Source organism: Streptomyces sp. CC208A, assembly GCF_030010625.1.
Lineage (GTDB): Bacteria > Actinomycetota > Actinomycetes > Streptomycetales > Streptomycetaceae > Streptomyces.
On sequence record NZ_JASCXN010000023.1, the window covers coordinates 1 to 12,558 of the forward strand.

Consider the following 12,558-nt stretch of genomic DNA (forward strand, 5'->3'; position numbering starts at 1 on the left):
CCGGAAGCCGGAAGCCGGAAGCCGGAAGCCGGAAGCCGGAAGCCGGAAGCCGGAAGCCGGAAGCGCCGACGTTCGGGCTTTCACCCGAGTGGCTCCTGTCCGGCGGGCGGCCCTTCGTCGACGGGCTCGTCCTCTCCCACCCCGAGCAGCTGGAGCGTCTGGCGCGGGTCTGCGCGGAGGCGGTTCCCTCGGCCGTGCTCGCCGGGGACCCCTGCTTCGACCGCATGCTCGCGGCGCGTCCGTACCGGGACAGGTTCCGGCGTGCGTTGGGGGTCCGCCGCGGTCAGCGGCTCGTCGTCCTGAACTCGACGTGGAACCCTGAGGGGTTCTTCGGCAGCGGCGGCGGGCAGGACGTCCTGCCCGGCCTCCTCCCCCGCCTCGCCGCCGAACTTCCCACCGACGACTACCGGTTGGCCGCCGTCCTCCATCCGAACATCTGGTACGGGCACGGCCCCGGCCAGATCCGGGCCTGGCTGGACCGCGCCCAACGCGACGGTCTGACGCTGATCGACCCCGTCCACGCCTGGCGGCAGGCCCTGCTCGCCGCCGACCTCGTCCTCGGGGACTTCGGCGCGGTGTCCTACTACGCCGCCGCCCTGGGCACGCCCGTGCTGCTGGCCGCCGACGGGACGGGCGTACTCGACACGGAGGCACCGCTCGCGGAGTTCGTCCGGCACGCGCCCCGGCTCGACCCGTACGCCCCGCTGCTCCCGCAAGTGCGACGGGGAATCAGCGCCCACCGTCCGGACCCCGCCCCCGCCGCCCTCGTCACCTCGGAGCCCGGCCGCTCGGCCGAACTCCTCCGCCGGCACTTCTACGCCCTGATGGACCTTCCCGAGCCGCCCGGTCCCGCCTCCCTGGAGCCCCTCCCGCTCCCTCCGTACAGCCCGGGGAAGGTGACGGCCCCGCTGCACGTACGGACCCGGGTGGAGGGGACGGACATCGCGGTCGAGCGGTCCGCCGGGCATCCCGCCGGTGCCGCCGGCGACGCGCACCTCGCCGTGCACGAGGAGACGCGGCACCCCGACGACCTCGACGTGGCCGACGTGATCACGCGCGACGGGCGGGCGGACGATCCCCGTCTCGGCGGCCCCGGCGCGTGGACCGACGAGGTGCTGCGCCTGCACCCGCACTGCTCGACGGCGGTGTACGTGACGGGCCCGCACACCTGTGTCGTACGCGGCCGGGGGCGGCCCGGCACCTTCCTTCTGTCCTCCGACACCGGCGCCGGCGCGGACGCGGACCCGGCCGCGTACGCCTCGGCCCTGCACGCCTGGCTGGCGTACGGCGGCACGGTCCCCGCGCAGGGGGTCGTGCTCCGGATGCACACGGCTGCCGGTGCGCATCCGTTCCGCGTGGAGACGATCGGCTGAACTACCGCGCGGAGGCCGCCTCGCACCGCCGTCGCAGACCGGCGAGGTAGGCGCGGTGCGGGGCGGCGGAGGCGGGCAGCAGCGTCTCGGCCTCGGCGATCCTGGCCAGTGCCGCCGTGTCGTCGCCGCCGTCGTGCAGGGCCTCCGCCAGGTCCGTGAGGGCGCGGGCCTGGTTGTACGCCTCCGGCGGCGCTCCCGTACGCCCCGCGAAGAAGTCCACGGCGTTCTCCAGGCACCGGCGGGCCTCGTCCAGTCTGCCCATGCCGCGCAGGGCCCGTCCCTGGTGGCGCTCGATCAGCGCCAAGGCCCTCGGCAGGTCGGCCGCGCCTTCCTGGCCGGTCTCGATCCTCCGGTAGACGGACTCCGCCTCGGTGAACCTCTCGTACGCCTCCTCGTACGACCAGCGGTTCAGGCTCAGCAGGCCCAGCAGTTCCACGGCGGACGCCTCGCCCCGCGGATGGCCGGCGGCCCGCTCGTACGTGACGGCCGCCCGGGCCGCCCGGCCGGCCTGCTCCCACCGGCCCATCTCCCCCAGGCAGTGGGCCAGTTGGAAGTGGAGCGCCGCCGCCGTCCGCTCGTCCGCGCGGCTCTCCTCGGCGCACCGCGCCGCGGACCGGAGCGCCGGAAGGACCTCGTCCCAGTAGCCGGCCTTCAGCTGGAGCGGCCACAGGGCGCGGGCCAGCCACAGGGCGGTGCCGGTCCGCCGGTGCTCCTCGGCCACGACGACCGCACGGGCCACGTTGGCCACCTCGGCCGCCAGGACCGCGATGCCGTCGGTGACCTCACCGGCCCTGTCCCGGTACTCCTCCGGCAGCTCGGTCCGCCAGCTCTCCGGCAGGGCCGCGCGGGAGGCGGGCAGCACCTGCCCGAGCAGCGCTTCGAGCACCCGGTCCACGGCGGCCGCGCATGCTCCAAGGCCGTACTCGGCGGTGGCGGTCTCGGCCAGCTGCCTCCGGATCTCGGGCCGGAAGCGGTACCGCAGGTCGGGAAGGGGTTCCAGGAGTCCGACGTCCACCGCCTCGTCGAGCAGCCGGGCGGCCGTCGCCTCGTGGACGTCGGCGGCTGCGGCGGCGAGGGCGGCGCTGACGGACGGCCAGCCGCCGAGTGCGGTGAGCCGGCAGAGCCTTACCGCCTCCGGGCCGAGCCGGAGGGAGGCGAGGTGGGCGGCGGTGCGTACGGGGTGGTCCCGCCACGCCCCGGTCCCGGCCTCGGGCTCGGGCTCGTCCCTGGCCAGCAGCCGTGCCTCCGCGTGGAGCGCGAACGCGTTGCCCCGGCAGCGGTCGAGCACACCCGGCAGCCGCGCCTTGACCCGTGTGGCGTGCTCCGGTCCGGCCACCTTCCGGACGAGCTGCTTCGCGTGCCGGTCGCTCAGCGGCGGTACGGCGACGCGCTCGGCCTCCAGGAGCAGCGGCGGCCCGGAGACGACCACCACAAGGAGGACGTCGGGCGTCGACGGGACGAGGCCGCGGACCTGTGCCAGCGAGGTCGTGTGGTCGATCACCACGAGCGCCCTCCGCCCGGCGGTGAGCTTCCGGTAGAGCCGCTCGCGGCCCGCCTCGGTGGCCGGTATCCGGTCGGGGTCCACGTCCATCTCGCGCAGCAGCCGCAGCAGGACGCCCGCCGGTTCCGGCCCGGTCTCCCCGGAGGTGTCCCGCAGGTCGACGTAGTACCGCCCGTCGGGGAACCGGTCGCGCGCCTCCGCCCCCAGTCGGAGCGCCACCGAGGTGGAGCCGCTGCCCGCGGGCCCCGAAAGGAGCGCGACCCGGGGCCGGCCCTCCCAGGGCCGGTCGGCCTCCCGCAACAGCTCCTTGAGGGCCTTCGCCTGGTTCGTGAACGCCCACGGCGCCGGGGGCATCGCCCCCTGGGACGGTTCGACGGTCTCGTCCGGGACGCCCTCCAGCATCAGCGCCCATTCGCCGGCCCGCCGCGGATCACGGCCCAGCCGGGCGTGCACCCGCCCCGCCAGTTCCCGGCGCTCCTCCGCGCCGGCCGGCAGCGGCGTCTCCCGGCCGAGGGTCCGTCTCACCAGGGCGCCCGCCGACAGGGTCAGGTTCTTCCCGATCTCCCCGGCGACTCCGTTCCCCACTCCCAGCAGGAACGTGGTCAGCGCGCTGAGCGCCACGACCTCCAACACCTCGGCCCCTCCCCCTGGTCCGTCGGCCCCGTTCCCGCCGGACTGTAGCGCCGCGCCTCCGGATCCCGGAAACGTTCCCGATCGGGTAACTCCCCTGCCTGGCGCGAAATATGTGGCGCCTGGGGGAATCGGAGCCGAAAGGGGAGGCGTGCGGAGGTGCGGACGTCTGTCAGGTCACCTCAGTGCCCGGCGGCGAGCTCTCCGCTGAGCCTGCCGTGGAGGTCGGCGCTCGGGTCGTTGAGGCCGATGATCTCGACGGTCTTGCCGCGCTGCCCGTACTTGGTCTCGATGGCGTCGAGGGCGGCGACGGAGGAGGCGTCCCAGATGTGGGCGGCGGTGAGGTCGATGACGACCTTCTCCGGGTCGCCGGCGTAGTCGAACCGGCCGACGAGGTCGTTGGAGGAGGCGAAGAACAGCTCGCCGGTGACCCGGTAGACGACGGTGGTGCCGTCGGGGTCGGTGACGGCGGTGACGTCGGCGAAGTGGGCGACGCGCTTGGCGAAGACGACCATGGCGGTGACCGAGCCGACGACGACGCCGATGGCGAGGTTGTGGGTGGCCACGACGGCCACGACCGTGATGACCATGACGGCGATCTCGCCGGCCGGCATCCGCCGGAGGGTCTTCGGGGCGACGGAGTGCCAGTCGAAGGTGGCGAAGGACACCATGATCATGACGGCGACGAGGGCGGCCATGGGGATGTCGGAGACGACCGGGCCGAAGACGATGCACAGCACCATCAGGAACGCGCCGGCGAGGAAGGTGGACAGGCGGGTGCGGGCGCCGGAGACCTTCACGTTGATCATCGTCTGGCCGATCATGGCGCAGCCGCCCATGCCGCCGAAGAAGCCGGTGACGATGTTGGCGATGCCCTGGCCGACCGACTCGCGGGTCTTGTTCGAGTGGGTGTCGGTGATGTCGTCGACCAGCTTCGCGGTCATCAGCGACTCCATCAGACCGACCAGCGCCATCGCGAACGCGTACGGGGCGATCGTCGTCAGCGTGTCGAGCGTGAACGGCACGTCCGGCAGGCCCGGCACGGGCAAGGACGAGGGCAGCTCGCCCTTGTCGCCCACGGTCGGCACCGCGATGGCCGCGCCCACGGTGATCACGGTCAGGATGACGATGGAGACCAGCGGTGCCGGGATCACGGTGGTGATCTTCGGGAAGAACACCATGAGCGCAAGGCCGGCGGCGATCAGCGGATACACCGGCCAGGGCACGTCGGTCATCTCGGGGACCTGCGCCATGAAGATCAGGATGGCGAGGGAGTTGACGAAGCCGACCATCACCGAGCGAGGGATGAACCGCATCAGCTTCGCCACCCCCAGCGCGCCGAGCGCGACCTGGAAGATACCGGCGAGGATGACGGCGGCGATCAGATAGCCCAGGCCGTGCTCGCGGTTCAGCGGCGCGATGACCAGGGCGACGGCGCCGGTCGCGGCAGAGATCATCGCCCGCCGGCCGCCGACGATGGAGATGACGACGGCCATCGTGAAGGAGGCGAACAGGCCGAGCGCAGGGTCGACGCCGGCGATGATCGAGAACGAGATCGCCTCCGGGATCAGCGCCAGGGCGACGACGAGACCGGCGAGGATCTCGGTGCGCCAGACCTTCGGGTCGGAGATCCAGCCGGGCTTCAGGCGGCGCAGGCGCGCGGCCGGGGACGGGGCGGTGGCAGCGGAGGACAAGAGGGCGGAACCTGTCGTGCTCGGGCACGCCCTCGTACGGCGGGCAGGGCGTGCGGAAGGAAGCGGGGGCCGGGCCGGCACCCCGCGGGCGGCCCGGTGAGCGGGCACGGAGCCGGAGGACCGAGGAGGGACCGAGCAGCCGTGCGGCGTCCGCCGCCGGGCTCAGATCCGGAGGCGCACGGTCACGGCGGGCAGGCGGCGGCGCCGGGCGTCATGGGCTCGCGCACGCTTCTCTCCTGCGGGGCGGGGTCTGCGGGGATCGGGATTCGCCTGCGCCGGGGGCGTCGTCGGCCCCGGCACGGCAACGGCGGGGCAGCGGTACGCGGCCCTCGCCACCGGCAACTCTACCCTAACGTTAGAGTAGGGAAGGGTGGTGCCCGTCCGGGGCCCGCCCCAGGGACGAGAGGCCAGAGGACCGCGGGCGTGGACGGCAAGCACATGCAGATCGGCGAGGTCGCCACACGGACCGAGCTGTCCCTGCGGACGATCCGGCACTACGAGGAGGCCGGTCTGGTCGTCCCCTCCGCCCGCTCCCAGGGCGGCTTCCGCCTCTACACCGAGCGGGACGTCGAGCGGCTCATGGTCATCCGCCGCATGAAGCCCCTCGGCTTCACCCTGGAGCAGATGCGCGACCTGCTCGACGCCACCGACCGCCTCGACGGGGACGAGCTCTCCGCGGACGAGCGGGAGCTCCTGCTGAAGCGGGTCCGCGGGTACGAGCAGGACGCCGCCGAGCAGGTGGCGAAGCTGCGCGTGCAGCTGGCGCGGGCCGAGGAGTTCGCGCGGACGCTGCACAAGCGGGTGGAGCGCAACCGGGGCGCCGGGGTCGCGTAGGCGGCCTGCCCGGGAGCCCGGACGGTGAGCGCGCTCACTGAAGGGGCCGGACGGCCCCGCCTAGCGTGGAACGCGTCCGGGGCACACCGCCCCGCCCACGGTGAGGAGCAAGGCCATGCTGCGTGCGGTGTGGAACGGCAAGGTCATCGCGGAGGCGCCGCGCACGGTGCTCGTCGAGGGCAACCACTACTTCCCGCCCGAGTCGCTCGACCGGCGGTACGTCAGGCCGAGCAGGGCCAGGTCGCTGTGCCTCTGGAAGGGCGTGGCCCGCTACTACACGCTCGACGTCGACGGGCTGACGAACCCGAACGCCGCCTGGTACTACCCCAGGCCGAGCCCGCTGGCCCGGAAGATCAAGAACCATGTGGCGTTCTGGCGGGGCGTACGGGTGGAGGGCACGCCGGAGCCGGACGAGGGGGCCGGCGGTGGCGGGTGAGGTGCCGGAGGGCCACGACGACCTGGAGGGCGGCGGCCGGCCGCAGCAGGACGGGGCGCGGCCGTTCGGGCATGGCGCCACGGCGCAGCGCGAGGCCGGTGACGGCGACCACGGGAAACGCCCAGGCCGCGACCGCGGCCGCCCGGACGGCGCGGTCGGGCTCGTGGCGCAGGGTGAGCCACAGCCAGTAGGCGGCGTCGGCGATGGGGGCACCTCCCAGACGGAGTCTGGGGGACTGTCGGCGTACTCCCCGAACGGGGAGACCGTGCCCCGGCGGCGGGCCAGGCGTCCGTCGGCGAGGTCGAGACCGACCGCCAGCACGCCGGAGACGCGTCCGGCTCCCCCGGGCAGGGCCGGCAGGTTGGCCCGCAGCAGCGTCATGGCGTCCGCGGCGGCCAGGCGGCCGCGGCCTTCCAGCAGCCCCAGGTGCAGGACGCACATGGCCCAGCTGGTCGCCACCCAGCGCCCTCCGGGCCGTCTGCCGGCGGCCGGCACGTACAGGGCGGCGTGCAGGACGGTGAGCTCGGCCAGGGCCCGCGGACGGCGGGCGGCCTGGAACACGGACCGGCGGGCGGCCCGTCCGAGGAAACGCACGAGGGCCGCCGGGGCGAGGCGCCCGTCGCGTACCTCACCGAGCAGCGCGTTCGTCGCGGCACGGCTGTCGGTCGTCTCGGCAGTCGTCCCGGCGATCATCTCGGCCACGGACCGCACGCTCCTCCGCCCTCCACGTCCTGATGATCCTCAGGCTAAAGGCAGGACGGGAGAGAAACAGGTGGAAAGCGCTATGAAAAGGAAAGAGGCGAGCGGAATGGAAAGGTCGGGGCGATGAGATTGCGGATCGGTGCTCTGGCGACGGCCGCGGTGGCGGGCACGGGGGCCGCGGCCGGATATCTGGGCCTGGTGACCGGGGCACTGCCCCTGGACCTGGGCGTCGGCCGGCGCTCCCGGCCCCTGGGGCCGCGGACGATCGGGATCGCCGCGCCACGCGAGGTGGTGTTCGACGTCATCGCCCAGCCGTACCTGGGCAGGGCCACGCGGGCGATGCGAGAGAAGGTCCAGGTCCTCGAACGCGGCTCCGACCTGGTCCTCGCCGCCCACCGCACACCGGTCGCGGGCGGGCGGCTGACCACGACGACGGTGGAGACGGTGCGGTTCACCCGCCCGGACCGGATCGACTTCCGCCTGGTACGCGGCCCGGTGCCCGCCGTCACCGAGTCGTTCGTCCTGACCGAGCAGCCCCCGGGCACCCGCCTGGTGTACGAGGGCACCCTCGCCACGGACCTGTGGCGAGCCGGCCAGTGGTGGGGCGACCTGGTCACCCCCCGCTGGGAGGCGACCGTCGCCACGTCCCTGGCCGCGATCCGCGAGGAGGCGGAGCGGCGCGCGAAGGCGCTCTGACCGGGGCCCGGACCGCACCGTCAGGTGTTCTGGTGCAGGTCGGCGAGGGCGTCCTCGACCGCGCGGTGGAAGGTGGGGTAGGCGTGGATCATGTGGCGGAGCCGGGTGACGGGGACCTCTGCGTGAACGGCGACGGCCAGGCCGTAGAGGACTTCGCCGCCGGTCGGGCCGGCGGAGGTGGCTCCGACGAGGACGCCGCGGTCGGTGTCCTCGACGAGCTTGATCAGGCCGTGGTTGCCTGCCTTGTGGATCCAGCCGCGTGTCGAGGACGGCACCCGCGCGGTACCGGTCCGTACGCGCAGGCCCTGTTCTCGGGCGGCGTGTTCGGTCAGGCCGACGGAGCCGACTTCGGGGTCGGTGAAGGTCACGCGCGGGAGGGCCCGGTAGTCGGCGTCCGGTCCCGGCCTGCCGAGGACGTCACGTACGGCGATCTCGGCCTGGTACATGGCCATGTGGGTGAACAGGCCCCGTCCGGTGATGTCGCCGACGCCCCACACGCCCTGCGCGGCCCGTAGCCGCCCGTCCACCTCCAGGGCGCGGGCGGCGGGGTCGAGGCCGACGGTCTCGAGTCCGAGTCCGTCCAGCCGGGGGCGGCGACCCGTGGCCACGAGCAGGCGCCGCCCGGTGACCTCCTCCCCGCCGTCGAGGGTCAGCCGGAAGGTGTCGTCCGCGTGGCGGACGCCGGTGACCCGCGCTCCCGTGCGTACGGTGAGGCCCTCCTCCAGCAGCACCTCCCCCAGCAGCTCGCCGGCTTCGGGCTCGTCCGCGGGCAGCAGCCGCTCCCTCGCCTCCACCACGGTCACGGCGGTACCGAACCGGGCGAACGCCTGCGCCAGTTCGGCGCCGATGGCGCCGCCGCCGAGCACGAGCAGGGACTCCGGCGGCTCCTTGGCGGAGACGGCCTGCCGGTTGGTCCAGTACGGCACGTCCGCCAGGCCCGGCACCGGCGGGACCTGCGGGCGGCTGCCGGTGGCCAGCACCACTCCACGCCGGACGGTGAACACCTGGCCCTCGGCCTCCACGCGTCCGGGGCCGTCCAGCCGGGCCCGGCCGCGCACGAAGTGCCCGCCCTTGCGGACGAAACGGTCGACGGCCACCCGGTCGTCCCAGTCGTCGGTGGCCTCGTCCCTGATCCGGGCGGCGACCGGCGCGAAATCCGCGTGGACCCGGGTCTCGCCGGCCATGCCGGGCACCCGCCGGGCCTCCGCCAGGAGGTTCCCGGCGCGGATCATCATCTTGCTGGGGATACACGCCCAGTACGGGCACTCCCCGCCGACCAGCTCCGCCTCCACGCCGACGACGTCGAGCCCTTCCTCTGCCAGCCGCTCGGCGGCGTGCTCACCGCCCACCCCCATGCCGATCACCACGACGTCGACTTCGCGTTCCCGCGCCATGAGGGCCTCCCTGATCAGACGTGCCCGGAGATCGTGAGTCATGCGTATCCGAGGCGGCGGGGGCGCCGGCGCCGCCACGTCGCCGGCGTCATCCGGCGTCACCCGGCGAGCGGACATCTCTCGCTCTCTCCGATGGTGTCGGTGACGGAGAAGAAGAGTCGGTGAGCGCGCTTACAGTTCCCGGCCCGCCCCGCGGCCTACGTTCAAGTCATCGCGCCTGCGAAGAGAGACGCCTCACGAAGGAGCTCCGCGTGACCCAGGAAGCCCCGTCCCAGGAAGCCCCGCCCCAAAAAGCCCCGTCCCAGGCCAAGACCGATCGCGACGAGGTGTTCGTGGAGTTCACCAAGTCCATCTGCCCGCTGTGCAAGACGCCGGTCGACGCACAGGTCAACATCCGCGAGGACAAGGTCTATCTGCGGAAACGCTGCCGCGAGCACGGCGAGTTCGAGGCCCTGGTGTACGGGGACGCCGAGGAGTACCTGTCCTCGGCGCGGTTCAACAAGCCCGGCACGATCCCCCTGGCTTTCCAGACCGAGGTGAAGGACGGCTGCCCGCTCGACTGCGGGCTGTGCCCCGAGCACAAGCAGCACGCCTGCCTGGGCATCATCGAGGTCACCACCGGCTGCAACCTGGACTGCCCGATCTGCTTCGCCGACTCCGGTCATCAGCCGGACGGCTATTCCCTCACCCACCAGCAGTGCGAACGGATGCTCGACGCCTTCGTCGCCTCGGAGGGGGAGGCGGAGGTGGTGATGTTCTCCGGCGGCGAGCCGACCGTCCACAAGCACATCCTCGACTTCATCGACCTCGCCCAGGCCCGCCCGATCAGGAACGTCACCCTCAACACCAACGGCATCCGGCTCGCCACCGACAAGAACTTCGTCGCCGAACTCGGCAGACGCAACCGGGTGCCCGGCAGGTCGGTGACCGTCTACCTCCAGTTCGACGGCTTCGACGAGCGCACCCATCTGGAGATCCGCGGCCGGGACCTGCGTACGTTCAAGCAGCGGGCCCTCGACAACTGCGCCGCGCACGGGCTGACCGTCACCCTCGTCGCCGCCGTCGAACGGGGCCTGAACGAGCACGAGCTCGGGGCGATCATCGAGTACGGGATCGATCACCCCGCCGTACGGTCGGTCGCCTTCCAGCCGGTCACCCACTCCGGCCGGCACCTCGCCTTCGACCCGCTGGAACGGCTCACCAACCCCGACGTCGTCCGGCTCATCACCGAGCAGCGGCCCGACTGGTTCCGGAAGGGCGACTTCTTCCCCGTGCCGTGCTGCTTCCCGACCTGCCGCTCCGTCACCTACCTCCTCGTCGACGGCGAACCGGGCGACCGCACCGTCGTGCCCATCCCCCGGCTCCTGAACGTCGAGGACCACCTCGACTACGTCACCAACCGCGTCCTGCCCGACGCCGGGATCCGCGAGGCCCTGGAGAAGCTGTGGTCCGCCTCCGCGTTCATGGGCACGGAGACCACCGAGGAGAAGCTCCGGGCCACGGCCGAGGCCCTGGACTGTACGGACTCGTGCGGCATCGACCTTCCCTCGGCGGTGAAGGACCTGAACGACAAGGCGTTCATGATCGTCGTCCAGGACTTCCAGGACCCGTACACCCTCAACGTCAAGCAGCTGATGAAGTGCTGCGTCGAGGAGATCACCCCCGACGGCCGCCTCATCCCCTTCTGCGCGTACAACTCCGTCGGCTACCGCGAGCAGGTGCGCGCCCAGCTGTCCGGCGTCCCCGTCGCCCCGGTCGTCCCCGACGCCCTGCCGCTCGCCGGGCGGCTGACCGAGACCCCGTACGGGTCCAAGACCCCGAAGGAGGCCCGCGATGGACAGTGACCAGGTGAAGTCCTGCTGCGCCGCCGCGTACTCCTCCGACGCCGTCGCCCTGCTGCTCGGCGACGCGTACCACCCCGGCGGCACCGCCCTGACCCGGCGGCTCGCCGACGGCCTCGGCCTCGCCCCCGGGGCACGGGTTCTCGACGTCGCCTCCGGGCGCGGCACCACCGCCCTGCTCCTCGCCGACGCCTACGGCTGCGAGGTCGACGGCGTGGACTACGCTCCGGCGAACACCGCCCTCGCCCAGGGTGCCGCCCAGGCGGCGGGGCTCGCCGACCGGGCCCGTTTCACCACCGGCGACGCCGAGCGCCTCCCGTACCCGGACGGCGTCTTCGACGCGGTGGTGTGCGAGTGCGCCCTGTGTACCTTCCCCGACAAGTCCCGGGCCGCGTCGGAGTTCGCCCGCGTCCTGAGGCCCGGGGGCCGGCTCGGCCTCACCGACGTCACCGCCGACGCCGACCGTCTACCGCCCGGGCTCACCGGCCTCGGCGCCCGGATCGCCTGCGTCGCCGACGCCAGACCGCTCCGGCGGTACGCCGAGATCCTGGCCGCCGCCGGACTGCGCACCGAGCGCACCGAGCGCCACGACGGCGCCATGCTCCGCATGATCGACCAGATCGAGGCGCGCCTGAACCTGCTGCGGATGACCGCGCCGACGAGGCTCGCCGCCACCGGCCTCGACCCGGACGCCGCCCCCGCCGTCCTGCGGGCGGCCCGGACCGCCGTGACGGACGGCGTCCTCGGATACGCCCTGCTGGTCGCCGTACGGGACGCCCCGGCGACCGGCCGGACCCCGGCGCGGGATCTACCGGCCCGTAGGTAAGCACGGTCACATACCCGCGTCCCGCTCCGCCCTAGCGTCACTCGTGAAGCACGAGAACACACCCGCACGAGAACACACCCACCGAAACACACCCAGCGAACAGGATGATCACCATGACCATGGCTGCACAGGTGTCCCCCAGGATCGCGGCGATCCCCGTCCACGCCCTCTGGGGTGCCGCCGCCGGACTGGTCGGCGGTGTCGGGTTCGGCATCTGGATGTCGGTGTCCCGGCCGGTCATGGACACCGCGATGATCACGATGGTGGCCGGGCTGCTCGGCTCGACCGACGCCCTCGTGGGCTGGCTGGTCCACCTCGCGATCTCCCTGACGGCGGGCATCGGCTTCGGTGTCGTCTTCGGCCACCTCGCCGGGCGCATCGCCCCGGCCGCCGCCCTCGGCCTCTTCTACGGGGCGGTGTGGTGGACCCTCGGCGCACTGTGGATCATGCCGGCCAACATGGGCATGCCCGTCTTCGAGTGGAACGACGTCACCGCCTCCAGCCTCGGCGGTCACCTCGTCTTCGGTCTCCTGACCGGGATCGCCTTCGCCGGCATCGCCCGGGCGGCGGGCGGGCGCGCCGGACGGACCACGCCGTGACCTCCCCGCCGGCGGCGTCGGACTCTCCTCCC

General features: G+C 73.3%; 10 protein-coding genes and 1 pseudogene. 7 read left to right on the plus strand and 4 right to left on the minus strand.

Annotated elements, in window-relative coordinates:
- On the plus strand, positions 1-1,373 hold a 1,373-nt coding region (locus QK442_RS23255; protein WP_282695978.1), incomplete at its 5' end, for a hypothetical protein.
- 1 nt (position 1,374) lies between these two features.
- On the opposite strand, the gene QK442_RS23260 is transcribed toward QK442_RS23255, so the two are convergent.
- Positions 1,375-3,507: a tetratricopeptide repeat protein gene (locus tag QK442_RS23260; protein WP_282695979.1), complete on the minus strand. Its 2,133-nt coding sequence runs from the start codon at positions 3,505-3,507 to the stop codon at positions 1,375-1,377.
- A 179-nt stretch (positions 3,508-3,686) separates the two neighbouring features.
- The gene (locus tag QK442_RS23265; RefSeq protein WP_282695980.1) at positions 3,687-5,198 is read right to left on the minus strand and encodes a SulP family inorganic anion transporter; all 1,512 of its coding nucleotides are present in this window, start codon (positions 5,196-5,198) and stop codon (positions 3,687-3,689) included.
- Positions 5,199-5,621: 423 nt separating this feature from the next.
- On the opposite strand from QK442_RS23265, the gene QK442_RS23270 reads away from it, so the two are divergent.
- Both QK442_RS23270 and QK442_RS23275 read left to right on the plus strand, forming a co-directional pair.
- Entirely contained in the window at positions 5,622-6,032 is a 411-nt protein-coding gene (locus QK442_RS23270) for a MerR family transcriptional regulator (RefSeq protein WP_282695981.1), read from the plus strand.
- 115 nt (positions 6,033-6,147) lie between these two features.
- Entirely contained in the window at positions 6,148-6,468 is a 321-nt protein-coding gene (locus QK442_RS23275) for a DUF427 domain-containing protein (protein WP_282695982.1), read from the plus strand.
- A 267-nt stretch (positions 6,469-6,735) separates the two neighbouring features.
- On the opposite strand, the pseudogene QK442_RS36400 reads toward QK442_RS23275, so the two are convergent.
- Positions 6,736-7,161, minus strand: a pseudogene (locus QK442_RS36400) (hypothetical protein); the annotation flags it as partial.
- A gap of 132 nt (positions 7,162-7,293) precedes the next feature.
- Here QK442_RS36400 and QK442_RS23285 point away from each other — a divergent pair.
- The gene (locus QK442_RS23285) at positions 7,294-7,866 is read left to right on the plus strand and encodes an SRPBCC family protein (RefSeq protein ID WP_282695983.1); all 573 of its coding nucleotides are present in this window, start codon (positions 7,294-7,296) and stop codon (positions 7,864-7,866) included.
- Positions 7,867-7,886: 20 nt separating this feature from the next.
- On the opposite strand, the gene QK442_RS23290 is transcribed toward QK442_RS23285, so the two are convergent.
- On the minus strand, positions 7,887-9,260 hold the full coding sequence (locus QK442_RS23290; RefSeq protein ID WP_282695984.1) for an NAD(P)/FAD-dependent oxidoreductase: 1,374 nt from the start codon (positions 9,258-9,260) through the stop codon (positions 7,887-7,889).
- A gap of 251 nt (positions 9,261-9,511) precedes the next feature.
- Between QK442_RS23290 and QK442_RS23295 the strand changes: the two genes are divergently transcribed.
- The 3 genes from QK442_RS23295 to QK442_RS23305 all read left to right on the plus strand — a co-directional run bounded on the left by QK442_RS23295 (position 9,512) and on the right by QK442_RS23305 (position 12,526).
- Entirely contained in the window at positions 9,512-11,104 is a 1,593-nt protein-coding gene (locus tag QK442_RS23295) for a radical SAM protein (protein ID WP_282695985.1), read from the plus strand.
- A complete protein-coding gene (locus tag QK442_RS23300; protein WP_282695986.1) occupies positions 11,094-11,927 on the plus strand; it encodes a methyltransferase domain-containing protein in 834 nt (277 codons plus the stop codon). Before QK442_RS23295 ends, QK442_RS23300 begins: the two co-directional genes overlap by 11 nt.
- 113 nt (positions 11,928-12,040) lie before the next feature.
- Positions 12,041-12,526: a hypothetical protein gene (locus QK442_RS23305; protein WP_282695987.1), complete on the plus strand. Its 486-nt coding sequence runs from the start codon at positions 12,041-12,043 to the stop codon at positions 12,524-12,526.
- Positions 12,527-12,558: the final 32 nt, after the last annotated feature.